Origin of the sequence: Leifsonia sp. 466MF (assembly GCF_900100265.1) — a bacterium.
GTDB lineage: Bacteria > Actinomycetota > Actinomycetes > Actinomycetales > Microbacteriaceae > Leifsonia.
Genome location: NZ_LT629696.1, coordinates 3,260,503 through 3,281,941 on the forward strand (window position 1 = coordinate 3,260,503; position 21,439 = coordinate 3,281,941).

The 21,439-nt window shown below is 72.0% G+C and carries 23 protein-coding genes; 13 read left to right on the forward strand and 10 right to left on the reverse strand.

Annotated features, from left to right (window positions below):
- Positions 1–54: 54 nt before the first annotated feature.
- From BLR91_RS15505 to BLR91_RS15520, 4 genes are all read left to right on the forward strand, one after another.
- A complete protein-coding gene (locus BLR91_RS15505) occupies positions 55–2,544 on the forward strand; it encodes a hypothetical protein (RefSeq protein ID WP_089880476.1) in 2,490 nt (829 codons plus the stop codon).
- Positions 2,541–4,691: a phosphocholine-specific phospholipase C gene (locus tag BLR91_RS15510; protein ID WP_089880473.1), complete on the forward strand. Its 2,151-nt coding sequence runs from the start codon at positions 2,541–2,543 to the stop codon at positions 4,689–4,691. The genes BLR91_RS15505 and BLR91_RS15510 overlap by 4 nt, the downstream gene beginning before the upstream one ends.
- Before the next feature lie 70 nt (positions 4,692–4,761).
- A complete protein-coding gene (locus BLR91_RS15515) occupies positions 4,762–5,337 on the forward strand; it encodes a TetR/AcrR family transcriptional regulator (protein ID WP_089880470.1) in 576 nt (191 codons plus the stop codon).
- Positions 5,338–5,408: 71 nt separating this feature from the next.
- The gene (locus BLR91_RS15520) at positions 5,409–6,344 is read left to right on the forward strand and encodes an NADP-dependent oxidoreductase (protein WP_089880467.1); all 936 of its coding nucleotides are present in this window, start codon (positions 5,409–5,411) and stop codon (positions 6,342–6,344) included.
- A gap of 36 nt (positions 6,345–6,380) precedes the next feature.
- Here the strand turns inward: BLR91_RS15520 and BLR91_RS15525 are convergent, their stop codons facing one another.
- The 6 genes from BLR91_RS15525 to BLR91_RS15550 form a co-directional block, all read right to left on the reverse strand.
- Positions 6,381–6,761: a VOC family protein gene (locus BLR91_RS15525; protein WP_089880464.1), complete on the reverse strand. Its 381-nt coding sequence runs from the start codon at positions 6,759–6,761 to the stop codon at positions 6,381–6,383.
- 87 nt (positions 6,762–6,848) lie between these two features.
- Positions 6,849–7,544 carry a helix-turn-helix transcriptional regulator gene (locus BLR91_RS15530; protein WP_089880460.1) on the reverse strand — a complete coding sequence of 232 codons (696 nt, stop codon included), beginning with the start codon at positions 7,542–7,544 and terminating at the stop codon, positions 6,849–6,851.
- A 112-nt stretch (positions 7,545–7,656) separates the two neighbouring features.
- On the reverse strand, positions 7,657–8,169 hold the full coding sequence (locus tag BLR91_RS15535) for a hypothetical protein (RefSeq protein WP_089881764.1): 513 nt from the start codon (positions 8,167–8,169) through the stop codon (positions 7,657–7,659).
- A gap of 101 nt (positions 8,170–8,270) precedes the next feature.
- Positions 8,271–9,872, reverse strand: a complete 1,602-nt coding sequence (locus tag BLR91_RS15540) for an N-acyl-D-amino-acid deacylase family protein (RefSeq protein ID WP_089880457.1) — start codon at positions 9,870–9,872, stop codon at positions 8,271–8,273.
- A complete protein-coding gene (locus BLR91_RS15545) occupies positions 9,869–10,492 on the reverse strand; it encodes a bifunctional 4-hydroxy-2-oxoglutarate aldolase/2-dehydro-3-deoxy-phosphogluconate aldolase (protein WP_089880454.1) in 624 nt (207 codons plus the stop codon). Before BLR91_RS15545 ends, BLR91_RS15540 begins: the two co-directional genes overlap by 4 nt.
- Before the next feature lie 8 nt (positions 10,493–10,500).
- On the reverse strand, positions 10,501–11,751 hold the full coding sequence (locus BLR91_RS15550) for an alanine racemase (protein WP_089880451.1): 1,251 nt from the start codon (positions 11,749–11,751) through the stop codon (positions 10,501–10,503).
- Between the two features lie 98 nt (positions 11,752–11,849).
- On the opposite strand from BLR91_RS15550, the gene BLR91_RS15555 reads away from it, so the two are divergent.
- Genes BLR91_RS15555 through BLR91_RS15565 form a run of 3 tightly spaced genes read left to right on the forward strand, consistent with a single transcriptional unit; the run spans position 11,850 to position 14,042 of the window.
- On the forward strand, positions 11,850–12,866 hold the full coding sequence (locus tag BLR91_RS15555; protein ID WP_089880449.1) for a sugar kinase: 1,017 nt from the start codon (positions 11,850–11,852) through the stop codon (positions 12,864–12,866).
- Positions 12,863–13,609, forward strand: coding sequence for an IclR family transcriptional regulator (locus BLR91_RS15560; protein WP_231918947.1), 747 nt, complete (start codon positions 12,863–12,865; stop codon positions 13,607–13,609). The genes BLR91_RS15555 and BLR91_RS15560 overlap by 4 nt, the downstream gene beginning before the upstream one ends.
- A gap of 28 nt (positions 13,610–13,637) precedes the next feature.
- Positions 13,638–14,042, forward strand: a complete 405-nt coding sequence (locus BLR91_RS15565) for a RidA family protein (protein WP_020075776.1) — start codon at positions 13,638–13,640, stop codon at positions 14,040–14,042.
- A gap of 6 nt (positions 14,043–14,048) precedes the next feature.
- Here the strand turns inward: BLR91_RS15565 and BLR91_RS15570 are convergent, their stop codons facing one another.
- Positions 14,049–14,837 (reverse strand): thioesterase family protein, encoded by a 789-nt coding sequence (locus tag BLR91_RS15570; protein ID WP_089880442.1) that lies wholly within the window; start codon positions 14,835–14,837, stop codon positions 14,049–14,051.
- Between the two features lie 7 nt (positions 14,838–14,844).
- The gene (locus BLR91_RS15575; protein WP_089880438.1) at positions 14,845–15,744 is read right to left on the reverse strand and encodes an NAD(P)H-binding protein; all 900 of its coding nucleotides are present in this window, start codon (positions 15,742–15,744) and stop codon (positions 14,845–14,847) included.
- Between the two features lie 81 nt (positions 15,745–15,825).
- On the opposite strand from BLR91_RS15575, the gene BLR91_RS15580 reads away from it, so the two are divergent.
- A complete protein-coding gene (locus tag BLR91_RS15580; RefSeq protein WP_089880435.1) occupies positions 15,826–16,389 on the forward strand; it encodes a TetR/AcrR family transcriptional regulator in 564 nt (187 codons plus the stop codon).
- Positions 16,390–16,399: 10 nt separating this feature from the next.
- Here the strand turns inward: BLR91_RS15580 and BLR91_RS15585 are convergent, their stop codons facing one another.
- The gene (locus BLR91_RS15585; protein WP_089880431.1) at positions 16,400–16,978 is read right to left on the reverse strand and encodes a TetR/AcrR family transcriptional regulator; all 579 of its coding nucleotides are present in this window, start codon (positions 16,976–16,978) and stop codon (positions 16,400–16,402) included.
- An 84-nt stretch (positions 16,979–17,062) separates the two neighbouring features.
- Between BLR91_RS15585 and BLR91_RS15590 the strand changes: the two genes are divergently transcribed.
- The 4 genes from BLR91_RS15590 (at position 17,063) to BLR91_RS15600 (ending at position 19,612) form a co-directional block, all read left to right on the forward strand.
- On the forward strand, positions 17,063–18,022 hold the full coding sequence (locus BLR91_RS15590; RefSeq protein WP_089880427.1) for a zinc-binding dehydrogenase: 960 nt from the start codon (positions 17,063–17,065) through the stop codon (positions 18,020–18,022).
- A gap of 150 nt (positions 18,023–18,172) precedes the next feature.
- Entirely contained in the window at positions 18,173–18,469 is a 297-nt protein-coding gene (locus tag BLR91_RS15595) for a DUF2277 domain-containing protein (protein WP_018189579.1), read from the forward strand.
- A gap of 52 nt (positions 18,470–18,521) precedes the next feature.
- Positions 18,522–18,869, forward strand: coding sequence for an epoxide hydrolase N-terminal domain-containing protein (locus BLR91_RS20350; protein ID WP_231918948.1), 348 nt, complete (start codon positions 18,522–18,524; stop codon positions 18,867–18,869).
- The gene (locus BLR91_RS15600) at positions 18,827–19,612 is read left to right on the forward strand and encodes an alpha/beta hydrolase (RefSeq protein ID WP_231918949.1); all 786 of its coding nucleotides are present in this window, start codon (positions 18,827–18,829) and stop codon (positions 19,610–19,612) included. Before BLR91_RS20350 ends, BLR91_RS15600 begins: the two co-directional genes overlap by 43 nt.
- Positions 19,613–19,634: 22 nt before the next feature.
- On the opposite strand, the gene BLR91_RS15605 is transcribed toward BLR91_RS15600, so the two are convergent.
- Positions 19,635–20,501: an AraC family transcriptional regulator gene (locus tag BLR91_RS15605; protein ID WP_089880425.1), complete on the reverse strand. Its 867-nt coding sequence runs from the start codon at positions 20,499–20,501 to the stop codon at positions 19,635–19,637.
- A 159-nt stretch (positions 20,502–20,660) separates the two neighbouring features.
- Here BLR91_RS15605 and BLR91_RS15610 point away from each other — a divergent pair, with 159 nt between their 5' ends.
- On the forward strand, positions 20,661–21,407 hold the full coding sequence (locus tag BLR91_RS15610) for a hypothetical protein (RefSeq protein WP_089880421.1): 747 nt from the start codon (positions 20,661–20,663) through the stop codon (positions 21,405–21,407).
- Positions 21,408–21,439 lie beyond the last annotated feature (32 nt).

The window sequence follows — 21,439 nt, forward strand, 5'->3', positions numbered from 1 at the left end:
GCGGTGCGGGTTCGGGATCCCGCCCCGCCCGCGGCCTCACCCGAAGGAGCACCCGTGCGCAGGATCACCCGGTCGACCGTCGCCGCAGCCCTCATCGGCGCCGTCGTCGCTGCGACGGCGGCACTCGGCGTCGTCGCCCAGCCGGCCGCCGCGGCGCCCGCTCCGAACGGGACGCTGACGCTCACGAACACCACGCCGGCGCCCGGCGATCCGCTCACGTTCTCGTACACGACGGACAAGCCGAACACGAAGAACTGGGTCGCGGTGTACAACGACCCTGCCACCGGCCCGACCGACGAGAAGAGCCACGGCTCCTCAACCGACTGGGCGTACGTCAGCGCAACGACGCCGGCCTCCAGCGGCACGGTCACGGTCGCGAGCGCGGGGCTCACTCCTGGCCACGACCTCGTCGCGTACTTCCTGTACGCGGACGGCTACACCTGGCTCGCGCAGCCCGTCACCTTCCACGTCGGGTACGCCACCGGGGGTTCGCTCGCCCTCACGACGGCGACCCCGCGGGTCGGCGGCGACCTGACGTTCTCCTACTCCACCGGTGACGCGAACGCGTCCGGGACCGACTGGGTCGCGATCTACAACGACCCGAAGAAATCCCCGCTGAACCAGACCTACCCCGGAGCCGGCTCGACCGCGTGGTCATACGTGTCTGGCACCTCCGGCACCGTCACCATCCCGGCGGGCGCACTCACGTCGGGACACGACGTGATCGCGTACCTGCTCGCAGACGACGGCTACACCTGGCTCGCGCAGCCCGTCGTCTTCCGGCTCGCCCCAGCGGCCTCCGGACCGACCGATAGCGGGACGCTGACGCTCCTCACACGGGATCCGATGGCCGGGAAGCCGCTGACCTTCTCGTTCACCACCGCCACCCCCAACGCGAAGAACTGGATCGGGATCTACGACGATCCCGCAACGGCGCCGAGCGGCGGCGCGTCGCACGGAGCATCGACCACCTGGGCGTACGTGCCGAACGCGACATCGGGGACGGTCACGATCCCGGCGGGGGCGCTCACCGGCGGCCACACCGTCGCCGCCGTCCTGCTCTACGACGACGGCTACGTGAACCTGGCACCGCCCATCACGTTCGCCCTGAAGGCCGAACCGCCGCTCACCGGGTCCACGGAGCCGACCGTCGACCACTTCCTGACCGACGACATCGTCCGGCCTGCCGCCGCGCCGTCGACGGCCGTGCGCTTCTCCATCGCCGGGATGTGGACCGGCGTGCGCGGCGCAGCTCCCGCCGCGGCGACGTTCACCGCACAAAACGGCCCGGACTGGCTCGCGGTCGCGCCCGACGGGACGGTGGCGGGCACGACGCCCGCGTCGATCCCGGCGCAGACCCCGTTGCTGACGGTGCTCGCCACCGAGGCCAGCGGCCTGACCGCAACGCTGACGATCGAGCTGCCGATCAGCGAACCCGGTGCACCGCCGGCCGTGCACGCCGCGACGCTGAGCATGTGGGATGGCGGGACCCACGTCGACGACGCCGTCGGCAAGCTGGCGCGGTCGGTGCTCGTCAACCGCTTCGACCTGATCGCGCTGCAGGAGACCGGCGGGACCGCCACCGCGGTGGCGCAGCGGCTCGGCTGGAACGTGGTCGAAGACCCAACCGGCCTCGCCGTGATCGCGCCCTTCCCCCTGACCGCGCTCCCCGCGCCGGCCGGGGCCGTCGTCGCAGTGTCGGCCGCCATCGGCGAGACGGACCTGCCGGTGTGGGATGTCGCCCTGGACGCCGGCGGCCCCGACCGGGCAGCGGTCTGCACCGAGGGAGCCGCGGCCGCCGTCTCCGCCGAGAAGGCGAGCGCGCGGTACGCGCAGGCGCAGGCCATCGCCCGGGCCGCGCGCGCCGCCCATGCCTCGGCGCCGGAGGGCCGGCTGCTCCTGCTCGGCGACCTGGAGTCGCCGTCGGACGTCGACTGGGCCGGCGCGGCCTCGGCAGCGAACTGCGCAGCGGGCCCGGTGGCCTGGCCGGTCACGTCGGAGCTCCACGCGGCCGGCCTGGTGGATGCGTTCCGCACAGCCCGGACGGACACCGCCGCCGACCCCGGCGCGACGGCCGGCATCCTCGGCGGCACCGCGAGTGCGGCGGCGGCACGACCAGCCCTCCTCGACCGGCTCGACTACGCGTACGTCGCCGGAGCGATGACCGTGCGGGACGCCAACCTCGTCATCGACGGCTTCCCGCAGGCATCGCCGTCGAACGCCAACCGCTGGGTATCGGATCGGGCGGCGGTGGAGGCGACCATCGTGCTCGCAGCGCCCCCGGCCGGCGGAGGCGGGGCGGGCAGCGGAGGCGGAGCCGCGCCTGCCGACCCGGGCACGAGCACCACCGCCCCGCACACCGGCCTGCCCGGAGCGCTGGCCCGCACCGGCGACGTGCTCGGCCTGGTGATGGCCGGCCTCGCGATGGCGGCCGTCGTGATCGGCGCCCTGACGATCCTGATCCGCCGCCGGATGGACGCATCCACTCCCTCCGGCATCGCAGCAGCAGAACCGAACGCACACCCGGAGGAAGCGAACCCATGAGCCGATCCAAGCCGGAGCGCCACGCGCCCGAAGTCACGTTCGATGCGGCGCCGCCGCTCGACGAGAACGCCGCGTACGTCAGCTCCGTCCCGCGTGGGGTGAGCCGCCGGACGCTCCTCCTCGGCGGCGCCGCGGCGATCATGGCCGGTGTCGCCTACGGGACCGCCGGCCGGGCCGCCCTCCCCGCCGCCGCGGCCGCGAAACTCACCGGCACCTATAAGGACATCAAGCACGTGGTGGTCCTGATGCAGGAGAACCGGTCGTTCGACCACTACTACGGCACCCTCCCGGGCGTCCGCGGGTTCGCCGACAAGCAGATCCTGGAGTACCCCGGAGGCGGGGACATCTTCCACCAGCCGGATGCATCGCGCGCCGACGGGCAGGTGATGCTGCCGTTCCGCATGGACTCGACGAAGTACAACTCGCAGAACGCGGGCGGTCTCGATCACAGCTGGAGCGGCGGGCACACCGCGTGGAACAAGGGCGCCTGGAACCGCTGGGTCGCCGCCAAGGGCGAGCAGACCATGGGCTACTTCACCCGCGACGACATCCCCTACCAGCACGCCCTCGCCAGCGCCTTCACCGTGTGCGACGACTACCACTGCTCGCTCAACGGCCCGACGACGCCCAACCGCCTGTACCAGTGGTCCGGGATGATCAACCCGGCGGGCGGTCTCGGCGGCCCGGCCATCGACAACCCGGCCGACTACAACCCGGTGTACCGCTGGGGCACCTACGCCGAACGGCTTCAGGCGGCGGGCGTGAGCTGGAAGACCTACGCCAACGACGAGGTCGGCGACAGCGGCAGCCACCCGTACGTCGGCGACTACGGCGACAACCCGCTCTGGCTGTTCCAGCAGTACCACGACGCGCTGGCCTCCTCCGATCCGGCGACGCGGCAGCTCGCGCTCAACGGCGGGCTGCACGACGGCTGGAAGGCCGACTCCGGGCGCGGGCTCGACGTCACCTACCTGCTGTCCGACTTCGGCCGGGACTGCGCGACGAACTCGCTCCCCACCGTCTCGTACGTCGTCGCCCCGTACGGCTGGTGCGAGCACCCGTCGGCCAGCCCCGACTACGGCGCGCACTACACGAACGCCGTCGTGCAGGCGCTGTTCAGCAATCCGGAGACCTGGGCCTCGACCGTCCTGCTCATCAACTACGACGAGAACGACGGCTACTTCGACCACGTGCTGCCGCCGTTCCCGGAGGCGGGGACCGCGGACGAGTTCGTCAACGGCCTGCCCATCGGGTTCGGCTCCCGCGTGCCGCTCACGGTCGTCTCGCCGTGGTCGCGCGGCGGATGGGTCAACTCGCAGACCTCGGACCACACGTCGATCATCCGGTTCCTGGAGGCGATCACCGGGGTCACGGAGCCCAACATCTCGCAGTGGCGGCGGACCGTCTCGGGCGACCTGCTGAGCTGCTTCGACTTCGCGCATCCCGACTTCAGCATCCCGGGGACGGACGTCGTGCCCGGCCTCGCGCAGACGCAGCAGCTGGTCGCCGCGGCGGACGCGGACCGCAGCAAGCCGCCCGTGGCCGTACCGGCGGTCGGCGCCCAGTCCATGCCGGGACAGGATGCGGGCGCGCCCCGCCACCGGACGCTCCCCTACCGGCAGAGCGCCGACGTCGCGGTCGACCGCACGAGCGGCCGGGTCACCCTGACCATGCGCAACCAGGGCACGGTGGGCGTCAACCACCAGGTCTTCCCGAACATCGCGCTGCCCTTCCAGGCCGACCCGCACACGCTGGCGGCCGGTGCGACCGCGGACTGGGTGTGGGACGCGGCGGCGACCGACGGCCTGTACGACGTCAGCGTCTATGGTCCCGACCGCTTCCTGCGCCGGTTCGCCGGAACCGTCGTGCGCGGCGACCGCCGCGACATCGGCATACCGCACGCGACGGCCGCCGTCGGTGCGGTCGGGTCGCGCAGCCTCCGCCTCACGCTCACGAACGAGGGTGGAGCGGCCGTCCGGTTCTGCCTGGTGGGGAACGACTTCACCGACCACGCAGAGCAGGTCACGGTGCCGCCGCGCGGATCCCGATCGGTCGACTGGCCGGTCGACGAGTGGGGCTACTACGACGTCGTCGTGACCGCGGGGACGGGAACGGGCTTCCGCTACCGCTTCGCCGGGCGGGTCTGACGCGCGCAGCTCGACGGCCCTCGAGCAACTATCGTGGGGCGACGACGTCGAGTGGATCCGAGGGCAGGTCATGGCGGGCAGCGAACCGAAGAAGCTGAGAAGGGATGCGGCGGAGAACGCCGACCGGCTAATCGCCGCGGCCGTCCGCTCGGGCCTGGCCGAGGGCAGGTTCGTCCCGCTCGAGAAGATCGCGGCCGACGCCGGGGTCGGCATCGGCACCCTGTACCGCCGGTACCCGAACCGGGAGGCGCTGCTCGAGGCGATGGCGGTGCGCGCCTACCGCCTCATCCTCGCCGAGGCGGAGGACGCGCTCGCGTCGGGCGAGACGGGTCGGGATGCGATCGCCCGCTTCCTGCGGCAGTCGTTCGAGCACCGCGACCAGTTGGTCCTCCCCCTACACGGCGGCCCAATGACCGAGGGGACGGAGTCGGCGGAGCTGCGGGGGCGGATGCAGCGGACGATGGCCGCCATCGTCGCGCGCGGCCATGCCGACGGCTCCGTGCGGCGGGAGGTCGACGCGGGCACCGTTGTCCGCTTCGGGGCCATGCTCGCGCAGCCCATGCCGAACGTCTCCGACTGGCCGCGGGCCGCCGAGGAGCAGCGGGCGATCTTCCTGCGCGGGATCTCTCCCGATATCGGGGAATAAACGGATGATTTCCTCCGCTTGATGAGAGTGCGACGCCGAGGACGGGTGCCGCGACCATCTGAGAGGAAGTCATGACCATGAAGGCAATCCGTTTCCACGAGACCGGCGGACCCGACGTGCTCCGCTACGAGGAAGCCGAACTCCCCGTCCCGGTCGCGGGCGAGGTGCGGCTCCGCGTCGCCGGCTCGGCGTTCAGTCCCGCCGACAACGGCATCCGCGCGGGCAGCCTGCCGATCCCGATCACGCTGCCGCACATCCCCGGCTACGACGTCTCGGGCACGGTCGACGCGCTGGGCGCGGGAGTCGAGGGCCTCGCCGTCGGCGACGAGGTCGTCGGGTTCCTGCCGATGACCGCCGACGGCTCGGCGGCCGAATACGCCATCGCCCCCGCCGAGGTGCTCGCCCGGGCGCCGCACTCCATCCCTCTGGCGGATGCGGCCGCCCTGCCTTCCGTCGCCCTGACCGCGCGGCAGGCGCTGTTCGACGACGCGGGACTCACGTCGGGCCAGCGCATCCTCATCACGGGTGCGGGCGGGGCCGTCGGCGGCTACGCGGTGCAGCTCGCCAAGCGTGCCGGCGCGTACGTCATCGCCACAGCGAGCCCGCGCAGCAGCGCGACCGTCCGTGAGGCGGGCGCGGATGAGGTCATCGACCACACCGCACGCTCGGTGCTCGACGCGGTCGACGAACCGGTCGACGTCCTCCTCAACCTGGCCCCGCTGGAGCCCGACGAGTTCGCGGCCCTGGTCGCACGGGTGCGCGACGGTGGCGTGGTGGTCAGCACGACCGCGTGGATGGCCGCCCCCGACGACGCGGAGCGGAATGTCCGCAGCGTGGTCGTCTTCGTGCGGAGCGACGCGGAGCAGCTCGCCGAGCTCGTCTCCCTCGTGGACAGCGGCGACCTCCGGGTCGACGTCGCCCGGCGCGTGCCGCTCGCCGAGCTTCGCAGCATCCACGAGCAGGCCGCCGCCGGCACGCTGCGCGGCAAAGTGGTCGCCCTCCCGTAACCGGCTCCGCCTCCCCGCCCGCTCCCGAGCCCTCGCTCAGGGAGCGGGCTGCGGGCGCGCGAACAGGTTGACGAGGGTGCCGTCGGGGTCGCGGAACAGCGTGGAGCGGTTGCCCCACGGCATCGTCGTCGGCTCCAGCACGATGTCTGTGAGCGCGTCCCGCAGGCGGTCGAACTCGCCGTCGACGTCGTCCACCTCGAACTCGACGATGGCCGGTCCGCCACGCGATGGCCGGGGAGCGTCGTCGCCGAGCATGGCGACCGTCGCGACGTCGGCGATGGCGAGCGCCACCGTTCCCTCCCGGAACTCGGCGAACACCGGGGCGGGACGGGACGCCGTCTTCCCGGTGACGAGTTCGTAGAACTGCACGAGTCGATCGACGTCGTGGGTGATGATCCTGATCGAGCTGAAAGCCATGGTGAACCTCTCCGCCCGGGCCGCTCGACCCGCGCAGAACCATGGTCGCGTGCCCCGGCGACAGCGTCCTGTCGGTGTTTCCAGGATTCAGGGTCCGAGTATCGGGCGCAGGTCTCCGTACGGGATGTCGAGGTCGGCGGCCGTGAGCTCCCGCCGCGGCGGCCTCTCGCCCGTCGGCTCGGCGGCGACGATGCGATCGCCGCGGAACGCCCGGATGGCACCGCGCGTGCGGCACCAGGCGATCAAGTACCAGGTCCCGTCCCGGCCGACGTATCCCTGCGGCTCGACCTCGCGTTCCGTCTCGACGCCCGCCCGATCGCGGTAGCGGAGGCGGAGCACCGTCCCGGCGCGCAGGGCGTCCGAGAACCCGATGGGCGCAGGCGCGGGCGGGTCGCCCTGGAGCAGGTGGACGCGCGCCGCGAGCGCCCGCGTCTCCTCAGCCCTGCTGCCGTCCATCACCGCGAGCACTTTGCCGAGCGCCGCTGACGCTTCGGCTCCGAACGGGCTGGACGCGAGCATCCCGAGCCCGATCGTGACGGCGAGCGCCTCCTCGACCGTCAGCCCCAGCGGAGGGAGCGTGTGCGCGGTGTCGAGGCAGTAGCCGCCGGTCCGGCCGGGCTCCGCCCAGATGGGGACGCCGGTCTGCTGAAGCGACGACAGGTCGCGCTCGATGGTGCGGGTGCTGACCTCGAACCGCTCGGCCAGCCGCCGCGCACTGAGCGGGCGCGGCGCCACGGCGCGAAGCGCCTCCACGATGGCGTACAGCCGGTCGGTGCGGTTCATCCGTCGACTCTAGCGAGACCGTGCGCGCGGGCGCCGGACCCGGCCGCGAACGACGAAGGGCCCAGCGGATGCGCGTGAACGCGTCCCGCTGGGCCCCGTGAGGCAGCGGCGGTCAGGCCCGCAGCTGCTTGCTCGCCTTGACCTCGCGGAAGTAGTCGTTCGCGGGCTTCAGGAAGATCAGGATGGTGGCGATGACGCCGACCACGAAGCGGGCGGCGCCGAGGCCGAAGCCGCCGAGGACTTCGAACAGCGACAGCACGGTCACGACCAGGAGGACGATGCGCGCCCAGTTCGCGCCGCGACGCATGAAGAAGGCGAAGAGCACGTAGGCGGCGATGAAGAGGATGCTGAAGATGACCGCGAGCGTGACGGAGACCGCCACGCCGGCGTCCACGGCGCCGGCGGGGACCTGCTGGCCCTGCGCGGCGAGCTGACGCTGGATCTGATCCTTCAGCGAACCGACCGTGGCCAACGAGACGATGAGCGAGATGAGGCTCAGGGCCGCACCGACGATGTACAGCCAGAACGCGATGTTCACCTGCTGCGGAGGGGTGACCGGACCGCCGGCGGCAGGGGCCGGCGACGACGAGGCGGGGTAACTCGGGGGCAGGTTGGAATCACTCACGGTGGTCTCCTTCTGAAGCAGATGGTTCTGGAGCTGATGGATGCGACGGCCGCTGGGCCATTGCATTTGAGCGCCGCTCACGTTATCCCTTCACGGCGCGGTTAGCAACGTCCCGCGCCGCGACGGAGCGCGCGGCCGGGGGTCGCGAGCGTCCGCTCGCCATCCTCGATCACCGGTTCGCCGGCGACGAGGACCCACGGGATGCCCTCCGCAGGGCGCCGCGGATCGTCGAACGTGGCGGCGTCGGCGACCCGATCCGGATCGAACAGGACGAGGTCTGCGACGAAGCCCGGCGCGATGCGGCCGCGGTCCTCGAGTCCGAGCCGACGAGCCGGTCGTGCCGAGAGGTGCACGATCGCCTCCTCGAGGGTCAGCACGCCCTCCTCCCGCACATAATGGCCCAAGTAGCGCGGGAAGGTGCCCCAGGCGCGGGGATGCGGCCGGTCGCCGACGAGGATCCCGTCGCTGCCCGCAGTGTGGCGGGAGTGGCGCATGACCGCGCGGACGTTCTGCTCGTCGCCCACGTGATGCAGGATGGTCGTCCCCAGGCGGTCCCGCTCCAGCAGGTCGACGTACACCTCCCCGGGCGGAAGACCGGCGTCGCGAGCGAGATCGGCGATGGTGCGGCCGACCCGGTCGGCGAGCGATCCGTCCCGCACGCCGGCCACCTGCACGGCCGCCCAGTCCACCGGGACACCGTGGCTCCCATCGCTCCCGGTCGTGTCGAGCTCGTGAGCGATCCGGACCCGCACCTCCCGATCGCGCAGTCTCTGCAGGGTGGCCTCCGGGCCGTCGGTCTGCACCCAGCTCGGCAGGAGCGCGGCGAGCGTCGTCGACCCGGGGAGGTAGGGGTAGCTGTCGAGCGTCACGTCGGCGCCGGCGGCCACCGCCCGGTCGACCAGGTCGAGCAGCTCGCCCGCTCGACCCCGGTTCACGTCGAAGTTCATGGTGGCGTGCGTGAGATGCAGGGCGCTCCCCGACCGTGCGGCGATGTCGATCATCTCGGCGTAGCCGTCGAGCGCGCCCGCTCCGTACGACCGCTGGTGCGGCGCGAAGAAGCCGCCGTGGCGGGCGACGACCGAGCACAGGGCGACGAGTTCATCCGTACTCGCGAACATCCCCGGCACGTACGACAGTCCCGCCGACAGCCCGAAGGCGCCGTCGCGCATCCCCCGGTCCACCTCCGCGCGCATCGTCTCGAGCTCCTCCGCCGTCGGCGGCCGACCCTCCGTTCCGATAACGTTCATCCGAATGGTGCCGTGGGGAAGCAGGTAGGCGGCGTTCACCGCGAGTGGATGCCGGTCCAGTTCATCCAGGTAGTCGGCGGCACGGCGCCAGCCGACGTCGCTGCCGGAGGGCAGGCCGTTCCAGCCGGCGAGCTGTTCGCGCAGGATCCCCCGCGTCCGTTCGGTGGCGGGTGCGTAGGAGAGTCCGTCCTGCCCGAGGACCTCGGTGGTGACCCCCTGCGTCGTCTTCGCCCGATGCTCCGGATCGGTGAGGACCGCGAGGTCCGAATGCGCGTGCATGTCGATGAATCCGGGAGCGACGGCCAGTCCGTCCGCAGCGACGATGCGGGCGTCCCCGGCATGGATGCGGCCTCCCACCCCGGCGATCCGCCCGTTCTCGACCAGGAGGTCGCCGACGACGCCCGGGCGTCCGGAACCGTCCAGGATCAGGGCGTCGCGGAGGAGGATGCCGCTCACGCGCTCAGCGCCGCCGTCGAGAACTCCCGCGCCCGCGCGGTCACGGTCGCCCAGTCGGCGGCCTCGACCAGCGCGGCGCCAACCACGCTGGAGCCGGCCGTGACGGCGAGGGCGCCCGCGCGCATCCAGTCGGCCGCATTGGCGGCATCGAGGCCGCCGGACGGCACGACGGGCACACCCGGGAACGGGCCCCGCAGGTCGGTGAGGTAGGCAGGACCGACGAGGCCGGCCGGGAAGATCTTGACCGCGGCGGCTCCGAACGCCAGCGCGCGCATCACCTCCGACGGCGTCAGCGCGCCGAGCAGGATCGGGATGCCCGCCTCGCGCGCGACCCCCGCCGCGCCCTCGCTGATGCCGGGCGTGACGAGGAACTGCGCACCGGCCGCGACCGCCGCCTCGGCCGAGCGCGCATCCGTCACCGTGCCGGCGCCGACGATCACGTCGTCGGCACCGCGGACCGCCTCGGCGATCACCGCTTCGACGCCCGGCGTCGTGAACGTGAACTCGACCGTGCGGATGCCGCCCGCCGCTAGCGCGCGGCACAGGGCTGCCGGGTCGTCGACGCGTGGTGCGCGGACGACGGCGAGCGCGCGGTCGCGCTCGAGGGTGGGGATGAGCATCAGGACTCCTAGCCGAAGAAGGTCTCGATCAGCCCGATGACCCGCGGGTCGTCGGCGAGCGCGTCGTCCACGAGCGGCAGCGCGCGCCACTTGTCGAACGCGGTGCAGGGATGCGACAGGCCCAGCCGGACGACATCGCCCACCTCGACGAGCGCGTCGGCGGGGACCCGGATGAACGTGTGCTGATCGTTCATGGCGGTCACCTCCGCTCCCTCTACGGGGGCAGCGGGGCCTCCGCGCAGCGGCCGCACAGCCTGAACCTCCGGAAGGCCCTCGTCGTAGGGCAGGTCGCGCTTGCCGGCATCCACCAGGACGAGGCCCGGTTCCGGCCGCGACAGGACCGTCGCCCAGCCGTGGATCGCGGAGCGGAGCCGCTCGCCGGAGCCACCACGGGAGAACGGTGTGATGCCGCGGTAGAAGCCGTCGTCATGGGTGATGTACGCGCCGGACCGGAGCACCACATCGACCGGCCGCCCGTGCTCGCCCTCCGGGGCGCGGAGCGGAGCCAGGACCGCCGCGACATCGTCGAAGTACGCACTGCCACCGGCGGTGAGCAGCACCGGGCCCTCCGCCGGGTAGAGATCCTGCGCATCCAGTTCCTCGTGCAGCCGCACCATCTCGGCGAGGTACGACCGGACACGGTCGAGCGATGACGTCGATGCATCGTGGGCCAGCGCACCCTCGTACCCGCCGACCCCGGCCAGCCGCAGCGTGGGAGCAGCGGCGATGGCACGCGCGACCTCGAGAGCCGCGTCGACGCCACGTGCCCCGGTCCGGCCTCCCGCGCTTCCCAGCTCGACCAGCACCGCCAGCGGCACGGGAGCATCCACCTCGTCCAGCACGCCCGCGAGAAGTTCCACGGCACGCACCGAGTCGGCCCAGACGGTCAGCCGGGCGGCGTACGGGGCGAGAGCGCGGATCGCCGCCGGCTGAACGAGCTCGTTGGCCAGCAGGATGCGCGGGACGCCCCAGTCGAGCGCCACCGACGCCTGCCAGGGCGTTGCGACCGTGATCCCCCAGGCGCCCGCATCCAGCTGCCGTTGCCACAGCACCCGGCTCATGGTGGTCTTGCCGTGCGGCGCCAGTCCTACTCGCGCGGAGGCGCACCAGGCCGCCATCGTCCGGACGTTGTGTGCGAGCGCATCCTCGCTGAGGGTGACGAGAGGGGTCGGGAAGTCGGACAACGACGGGCGATCTGCCGCGAGGGTGTCGATGGCGGCGGGTGGCCCACCGAGGGGCATCCCTTTGAAGTCCGGCACAGGCCTCCCTCGCTGGTTGCACGATATGCAACGGTCATTGCGTCTTGTGTGCATCCCTGTCTAGCATGGAGTCCGTCGATCGAGGAAGGGCACACCGCATGCGAAGCGCCGGTCTCCAGGTCACGATCGGCGAGGCGATGGTGGTCCTCTATCCGGACGCGCAGCAATCGCTGGCCGACGCGAGCACCTTCGGCTCCGACGTCGGCGGCGCGGAGTTCAACGTCGCGACCAGCCTCGCGCGCCTCGGCGTGCCCACGTCGTGGGTGTCGCGGCTCGGAACCGACGGGTTCGGCGAGCGCATCCGTCGTGTCGCGGACGAGGCGGGAGTCGACACGTCCGCCGTCGAACTCGATCCCACCCGCCCGACGGGGCTCTACATCAAGGAGACGATCCGGGCCGCGGAGGGCGTCCGCACCCGGATGCACTATCACCGCAGCGGATCCGCGGCCTCTGCCCTGTCGCCGGACACCGTGGCCGCTCCGCCCGTCGCCGCCCTCCTCGCCCGGGCCGAACTCGTGCACACCTCGGGCATCACGGCGGCGCTGTCCCCCACTGCGGCCGACGCCGTCTCGGGCTTGCGGCAGGCGCTCGGTGCGAACACCCGGCTCAGCGTGGACCTCAACTTCCGCCCTCAGCTCTGGAGCGACGGCGACACCTCCGCGCTGACCGCCCTGGTCGGCCAGGCCGACCTCCTCTTCGTCGGTCGCGACGAGGCCGAGGCGTACTTCGGGCACGGCGACGCCGGTCGGCTCTTCGCTGCGCATCCCCGGCTGGACACCATCGTCGTGAAGGACGACGTCCGTCGCGCGTCCGTCCACCGGCGAAATGGCGTGGAGGTGCACGTCCCGTGCCTCACCGTGGACGTGGTGGAGCCCGTCGGCGCCGGCGACGCGTTCGCTGCCGGCTTCCTCTGCGGAATCGCGGAGGGACGCGACGACGCCGCCAGCCTCCGCCTCGGACACGCGCTGGCGGCGCTGACCCTCACCAGCCGCGGAGACCGCCCGCCCGCCGTCCCGAACGAGGCGGAACGCGACAGGATCGTGCGCGCGTCCGACGACGAGTGGGCGAGCTGGTCCGTCGGTCCGGGCGCGATTCCCTGGATCGTGTCGTCGTGAGCCAGTCGCTCGGCCGCGCACTCGACGTCCTCGGGCTCATCGCCCGGGGCACCACCACCCTCGACCCGCTCGCCACGGAGCTCGGCGTCCACAAGACGACGGTCCTGCGCCTGCTCCAGACGATGGAGCAGCGCGGCTTCGTCGGCCGCGACAGCCACCACCGGTATCGGATCGGCCCGGCCGTGCTCGCCCTCGCCTCCGGTGCACTGGATGCGCTGGATGTGCGCGGCGCCGCCGGCCCGGAGCTCCGGGCACTCGCCGCCGAGACCGGGCAGACCGTGCACCTCGCGACCTACGACGACGGCGTCGCGACCTACGTCGACAAGGTCGAGTCGCGGCAACCGCTCCGCATGTACTCGCGGATCGGCCTCCCCGCCGCCCTGCACGCGACCGCGGTCGGCAAAGTGCTGCTGGGAGGACTGGATGCCCCGGAGCGCCGCGCGGTCGTCGCCGGCCTCGACTTCGAGCGCTTCACCGACCGGACGATCACCACGCCCGAGGCCCTGCTCGCCGAGGTCGAGCGCAGCGTGCGACGGGGCTGGGCGCAAGACCACGAGGAGCATGAGACGTTCATGAACTGCGTCGGCGCGCCCGTGCGCGGCCCCGACGGTCGTGTCGTCGCCGCCATCTCGATCTCCGTTCCGAACGTCGTCCTCCCGTACGAGGGCGTCGTCGAGCTCCTCCCGGCGCTCCAGGCCGCGGCCGGGCGCGTCTCCGCGGAGCTGGGCGCCCGCGCCGCCTGACCGCAGCCACCCCCTTCGAAAGGAAGCCATGTCCGAACGCATCGCCGTCTTCACCGCCGAGGCCCCCGCCCCCGCGCACGTCTTCTCGCAGGGGGTGCGGCGCGGTCCGTTCCTCCAGGTCTCGGGGCAGGGGGCCGTCGACCCCGCCACCAACGCGTACGTGCACGAGGGAGACGTGAAGGGCCAGACGATCCGGACCCTGCAGAACGTGGAGGCGATCCTCACGGCCGGCGGCGCGACCTTCGACGACGTGATGATGCTGCGCGTCTACCTGACCACGCGCGACGACTTCGCGGCGATGAACGAGGCGTACGGCGAGTTCCTCTCCTCGCGCGTCCGCTCGGGCGTTCTGCCGGCGCGCACCACGGTGTTCACCGGGCTCCCCCGCGCGGAGATGCTGGTGGAGATCGACGCCCTCGCCGTGCTCGACTGAGCCGGCCTAGGCGCGTCCGGTCAGCGGCCGGACGGTGAGGACCTGCTCCGCCCGGCCGACCGGCCCGGACACGTCATGGAGCGCGGTGCTGGTGAGGCCCTGCCCGGTCGACCCGAAGGTGACGGTCGTGTCGAGGCCGACCCACTCCCCTGTCGGATGCGCGAACAGGTGGATGGTCAGGTCGAGGTTGGGGAACATCCACTCGGTAGGATGCCGGCGCACGGCGATTCCGTTCGCTGTGTCGACCAGCGCGATGAAGGCGGCGTGGGGGCTGGCCTCCTCACCGGCGACGATCGCCCGATCGGTGCGCAGCCACGCGGTCGCGCGGCCCGGGCGCGGGTCCTCGGCCGCCCGCATCTCGAGCGAGGCCACGTAGCCGCCGGGCCAGGTCTCCGTCATCGGCCAGCGCCGGTCGGGACCGGGAACGGCGATCCGCTCCGGCTCGCCTCCCGCCACCTCGCTGGTGTCGCCGTCGACGGTGTACCAGGCCCGCGCGAGCACAGCGGTACGGCCCGCGATGACGACGGTCGCCTCCACCAGTTCGATGGTCCGGCCGGGACGGATGGTCTCCACGGCGATGTCGCACACGTCGGCGGCGAGGAAGCCGAGGATGTCGAAGCTCACCCGCGCGAGCGAGAGCGGAGCCGCGTCGCGGTCGGCGCGGTGGCGGTCCATCGCGTGCACGATGAGGCCGCCGAGCGGGCTGAAGTGGATCTCGCCGTCGTTCCAGGCTCCCCCCGCATCGACGGTCGGGCGGAAACGGGTGTCGTCGATGCGCTGGAAGTAGGAGTCCATCCCCCGATTATTTCGCGCCCACCGTCGCAGCGGTTCGTTCCACCGCCGGGCGCAGCACCTCGCGGCACCAGGTACGGAAGTCGGTGGGGGCGATCTCGGCCGTCGCCCAGTCCGCGTCGTAGATGCCGGCATCCTGTGCGGCGAACATCTCGATCGTGTCGGTGATCGCCCGCTCGCTCGCCCCTCGGGACCGCAGGAGCGCGGCGAAGTCGTCCATCGCGATCGGCTCGTAGGAGACCGGGCGTTCCAGCTCCTCGCTCATCACCCGGGCGATCGCGTCGGGCGCGAGGCGGTCCGGGCTGAACAGCGGAAGATTCTCCTGCCCGTGCCAGGTGGGATCGGTGAGCAGGTCCGCCGCGCGTTCGGCGATGTCGCGGGTCGCGACCATGGCGAGCGGCTGATCGGCGGCGAACGTGAGCGAGAAGGCCCCGCGGCGCACGATCGCGTCGGCCTGCCCGAGCAGGTTCTCCATGTAGAACGGCAGGGACAACGCCCGGTAGGCCGCGCCGGACCGGGCGAGTTCCGCATCCATCGCGAACGCCGCGGACAGCACGCCGGCCGGCTCCCGGAAGTCGTGTCCGGCGCTGGTGACCCCGACCACGCGGCCGACTCCGTGACGACGGATGGCGGCGGAAGCGGCGCGCGCGAAGGCGAGGTAGTGCTCCTCGGCGCTCGGTGCCGCCGGGTTCGGCGGAACGAGCCAGAACAGCGCGTCCGCGCCGGGCAGGGCCGCGTCGAGGACGGCCGGGTCTGCGTGCGATCCCTCCACCACCTCGACGCGGGTGCGGACGGCGTCGTCGAGCTGGGATGCGTTCCGCACGATGACGCGGACGTCGCTGCTCCGCTCAAGCAGCAGGGTGACGAGCCGGCTGCCGATCCGGCCGGTGGGAGTGGTGACGACGATCATGAGACCTCCATAAGATGAACCTGAATTCCGGTTCCGAATGTAGCCCCGACGCCTCCCTGACGTCAACTACAGTGAGGGATCATGACCGCACCGGAACGCTCGCTGCGCGCCGACGCCCGGCGCAACCGTGAAGCCGTCCTCGACGCGGCCAGCGACCTGTTCGCACGCCACGGCGACAACGTGCAGATGGATGAGATCGCCGCGCGGGCGGGGCTCGGCGTCGGGACGCTCTACCGGCATTTCGCCGACAAGCGGGCGCTGCGGGCCGCCATCATCGCGCGCCGGTTCGCGGCGGTCACCGAACTCGCCCGGGCGGCCGAACAGCTCGATGATCCGTGGGCGGCCTTCGAGACCCTCCTCGTCGGCTACCTCGAATCGGCGCAGCCCGACGCCGCGTTCCGCTTCGCCATCCTCAGCCCGGAGGAGCCGACCTGGGCCGACATCACCGCCGAGAAGCACGCGTTCTCGGAGATCGTCGACCGGGTCGTGCAGCGCGCCGTCGACGTCGGGCTGCTGCGCCCCGACTTCCGGCCCGACGACTTCATCCTGATCACCCGCGGAGCCATGGCCAACATGTCCGGAAGCGGCGACTGGCGCCGCTACCTCGACCTCCAGCTCGACGGGATCCGCAGCACCGCCGGCTGAGCGCCCGCGGTCAGCCGGCGGAGACGGCGCGGTCGGCCCGGAAGGCGTCGATGGCGAGACCCGCGAAGCGGCGTGCCGCCGCATCCCGCCGCGAGAGCGACACGGACCCTAGGCCGCGGCCGGCGAGCAGCATGAGCACCAGGTCGTCGACGACGAAGTCGGGGCGCAGTCGACCCTGCGCCTTCGCCCGCGTCGCGAGACCGTCCAGCATCCCGAGCAACTCCCGGCGGTGCTGCGCGAAGGCTGCGGAGCTGTGCGCGATCGACAGGAAGGCGTCGACGAAACCCCGGTTCCGCACGTCGAGCGCGGTCAGGCGCTCGATGACCGACGTGAAGCCGTGCCATGGATCGGGATCGGCGCAGCCCTCCTCGACGACCGCGCGGCACGTCCGCATCTCGACCTGGAACGCCTCGTCGATGAGCGACTGCTTCGTGGGGAACCGGCGGTAGAGCGTCGCCGGGCCGACCTCGGCGTGGCGGGCGACCTCCCGCATCCCGACGTCGAGTCCGCGCTCCGAGAAGAGGGTGCGCGCCGCCGCCAGGATGCGGTCGCGGTTGTCCTGCGCATCCGAGCGGAGGATCTGAGTCACTCGTCCTCCCGACGGTCTCACTTCGATCAAGTGGACGGGGGCGTCCACTACCGTGCGAGAGTACCGCAACGAGAAGGAGAAGACGTGCGAGCGATTGCGATCCAGGAATACGGCGACCCGAGCGGGATGGCCGTCATCGACGCCCCCGAGCCGGAAGCCGGTGCCGGGCAGCTGCTGATCGAGACGGAGGCGATCGGCGTCGGGGGCGTCGACGCGGTGATCCGGCGCGGGACGCTCGGTTCGAGCTACCCGCTGGGCATGATCCCGGGCAGTGAGGTCGCCGGGACGGTCGCCGGGGTCGGCGACGGCGTGGACCCCTCCTGGATCGGTCGGCGCGTCTGGGCGTTCACGGGTCGATCGGGCGGCTACAGCGAGCGCGCCGTCGCCTCAGTGGAGGACGTGACCCCGCTCCCCGACGACCTGTCGGCGGTGGATGCGGTGACGATCGGCAGCGCGGCCCCCGTCGCGCGATTCGCGCTCGCCCGCGCCCCCTTCGCGCCCGGCGACTCGGTGCTCATCCGCGGTGGCAGCGGCAGCATCGGGATCGCCGCGGTGGAGCTGGCGGCGCGCGCAGGCGCTTCCGCGGTGGCCGTGACGACCTCGTCCGCCGAGCGGGGTCGTCGGCTTGCGGCGCTCGGGGCGACGGACGTGCTCGACCGGTCCGGCCACGGGCCCGACGGGGCTTCCCGCCCGTTCGATGTGATCGTGGACATCGTCGGAGGCGACGGGATGCCGGCGTTCATCGACCGGCTCGCCCCCAACGGCCGCCTCGTGCTCGTCGGTGCCGTCGCAGGCTTCCCGCCCGCCGACTTCGGGGCGCGCCTTCTCCAGGGCTTCCAGGCCTCGCGCTCCGTCGCCGCCTTCAGCCTCGACTCCATCCCTCCGCTCGCGCGCTCCGCCGCACGCGCCGAGCTGTTCGAGGCCGCCATCCGCGGCGAGCTGCACGCCGTCGTCCACGAGGTCATGCCGCTCGACCGCGCGGCGGACGCCCACCGCCTCATGGATGACGGCGCCGTCTTCGGCCGCATCGTCCTCACCCCCTGACCCCTCGCCGTCGCCCCCTCCGCCCACCGTCGAGTCCGCACAGACTTACCGCTTTTCGCACCCTCAGCGTGCAAAGATCGCGGACTCGACGGTGGGCGGTTGGGAGGAGGGCGGTTGGGAGGAGGGCGGTGGGCGGTATATCGTCGCGGCATGTGCCGGAACATCCGTTGCCTTCACAACTTCGAACCGCCCACAACCGACGATGAGGTGCGGGAGGCCGCACTCCAGTTCGTGCGCAAAGTCAGCGGCTCGACGCATCCCTCCCGGGCCAACACCGCGGCGTTCGAGCAGGCCATCGACGAGATCGCCGAGGCGACCAGACGGATGCTCGACCAGCTGGTGACGAACGCCCCGCCGAAGAGCCGCGAGCTCGAGGCCGCGAAGGGCCGACAACGCCACGAGAAGCGCATGGAGCGCGAGGTGAGGATCCGGACGGCGTCGGCATGAGCGCATCGGACGTGAGAGCAACGACGCACAGCGCGGCTGCGGAGGAGGAGCGATGAAGCGTCACGAACTCATCCCGGTGCCGGAGGAGGCGATCGCCGACCTCCGTTCGCGCCTCGAGCGGTTCCGGAGGGTGCCGCTGCCACAGCGCGACGGACTCGGCGGCGTCGACCCCGAGGTGCTGTCCGACCTGCTGCGGCACTGGGCGGACGACTACGACTGGCGCGAGCACGAGCGCCGCATCGCGTCCTGGCCGTGGGTGCAGACCGAACACACCGCGGTGCCCATCCGCGCGATCGTCCGGCCCGCCGACCGCGAGGATGCGCCGGTCGTCCTCCTCCTGCACGGCTGGCGGACTCGGTGCTCCGTTTCGAGCGCATCCTGCCCCTGCTCGGTGACGTGACGCTCGTGCTCCCCGCTCTGCCCGGGTATCCGTTCGCCGCACCGGTGGAGGGCGGCGGGATGTCGTCGGTTGAGATGGCGGACGCCGTCGCCGACGCCATGGCCGAGTTCGGGTTCGACCTATATGTGATCTCGGCGGGCGACGTGGGATGCGATGTCGGGGAGGCCATCGCCGGCCGCCACGGCTCCCACGTCAGCGCCCTGCATCTGACCGACCTCTCGCAGTACCACTTCCTCGTCGGGCTCCCCGACGACCTCGACGAGACGGAGCGCGCCTACGTGGAGCGCGGCCGCGACTGGCAGCAGCGCGAGGGCGGGTACATGCACGAGCAGTCCACCCGCCCGCGCACGCTCGCGGTGGGGCTCGGCGACTCCCCCGCGGGGATGGCCGCGTGGATTCTGGAGAAACTCATCGACTGGACGGACTCCGGCGGCGACCTCCGCCGGGCGTTCACGCCCGATGAGGCCCTGACCTGGATCTCGGCGTACTGGTACACCGGCGCGATCGGTACGTCTTTCACTCCGTACGCGGCTGCGGCACCGAAGGACTGGCCAAGGATCGAGATCCCGACGGTCATGACGGTGTTCCCGCGCGACCTCGTCAACGCGCCGCGGCAGTTCGTCGAGCGGTTCTTCTCCGTCGTCGACTGGCTGGAGTTCCCGCACGGCGGTCACTTCGCCGCCTGGGAGCAGCCGACCGACTACGTCGAGGGTGTCCGGCGGGCGCTGGGCGCCGTCCGCTGATCCGCCGTCCGCTGATCCGCCGTCAGGCGCGCTCCACCGGCAGCCACAACTCGCAGGTCGCCCTGGTGAAGTCCGCCGATCGGTCGAGGACCGCGACGATCGACGGGCCCGGCCGCAGACGCCACGGGTTGGAGGGGAACCACTCGCTCGCCGTCGCGGCCCACGCCGACTGGAGCGCCGCGGGGTAGTCCCCCTCGATGCGGAACACCGCCCAGGTCCCGGCCGGGACCTCGATGGCGTCCAGGTCGTCCGGTGTCGGCGAGTCCACCGTTCGCGCGACACCGTGGAGATAGGTGAGCTCGGTCCCCTCGGTGTAGTCGGGGTCGACGTCGGCGCTGACCTGGAGCAGGCCTGCGGGCTCGGTGTCGCTGAGGCCCCTGAGGCGAGCATGCTCGTCCGGCTCGATGGATGCGACGAGGGCCTGGATGTGCGGGTTGACGCCTTCGTGGATGAGCGGCACGCGGGCTGCGTGGCCCACGAGCCGGAAGGCCGGTCGGTCGGTGATACGGGTGTCCATCGGGGTGTTCCCTTCTACGGTCAGGCGGAACCTGAGCTGCGGTTGCGTGCGAAGGGGGCCGCCATCCCGTCTCACGGTGATGGGACTCGCGCCGTGCACCGACCGGAACGCCCGGTTGAACGCCTCCGTCGAGCCGTAGCCGTGACGAACGGCAACGTCGAGCAGGTCGTCATCTCCGAGCAGGTCGGCGACGGCGACGGTCATGCGACGACGGCGCACATACTCTGACAGGGGCATCCCGGCCAGCGACGAGAACATGCGACGGACGTGGTACTCCGTGGTGCCGAGTTCGCGGGCAACCCCGGCGAGGTCGAGGTCGTCGGCGAGGTGGTCTTCGATCACCTCGACCACCCGGTTGAGAATCGCGATCACGGTCCCTCCTTCGCCTTTCAGCCTGGTCGGCCACGGGCCGCCGCACCCGACTATCGCGGTCCGAAACGATCGGCGCCGGGTCGGCCTGGTGTACCCGCTCGGCCGAGCTCATCCCGGAGGCTGACGCCCGCAACGGGCCACCGCATTAGCCTCGAGCCTATGCTTCGCCGCGCCGCCACCATCCTGGCCATCGTCTGCGCTGCCGCCCTCATGTCCGGGTGCTCGATGATCGAGGGGCTGGCGCGGGATGCGACCGGCCGGGATTCCGCCGCGCCTGCGGAGGCCTGCCTTCCCCGCGGCGCCGAGCCGGATCCATCCCCGACGCCGGCCCCGACGCTCGATCCGCATGTCGCCGGAGAGGTCCGGGAGGCCGTCGCCGCCGTCCGAAAGCTCGCGGGCGTCGACACGGTGAGCGAGCGCACATCGAACTCACGAACCGCCTCGGACGATCGGAACCGACCGGACTGCCGGATCGTCTCCAATCACTTCTCCAGCCAGGTCGACGTCGTGATGGAGGCGGAGGCGACACCCGCACAGGCGGCGGCAGTTCCGACGACGATGGCGCAGCACCTCGCGTGGACGGGTGTGAGCCTCTCCTTGACGGTGCCGGCCGGGCCCGGGCACATCGAGACGACGGTCCATTACAGCCGGACCTTCGACCAGGCCATCCCGATCGAGACCTCCACGGACGTCTCCGAGGGCCTCGCGCGTCTGGCGGCGACGCCGCATGTCACCTCGCTGGAGGCGTCCATCCCGTACACCATGCGCGTCGAGTACGGCTCGCTGACGGTGCTCGTCGACGGCGCGGACCCGGCGACGCTGGATGCGGTCCGCGCGGTCATCGACACCACGGTGTTCGCCGACACCACCCTGCACGGTTCGTTCAGCAACGGCGCCAAACCCTGACCACGGGTTGACGAACGAGGTCGTCGGGGCCA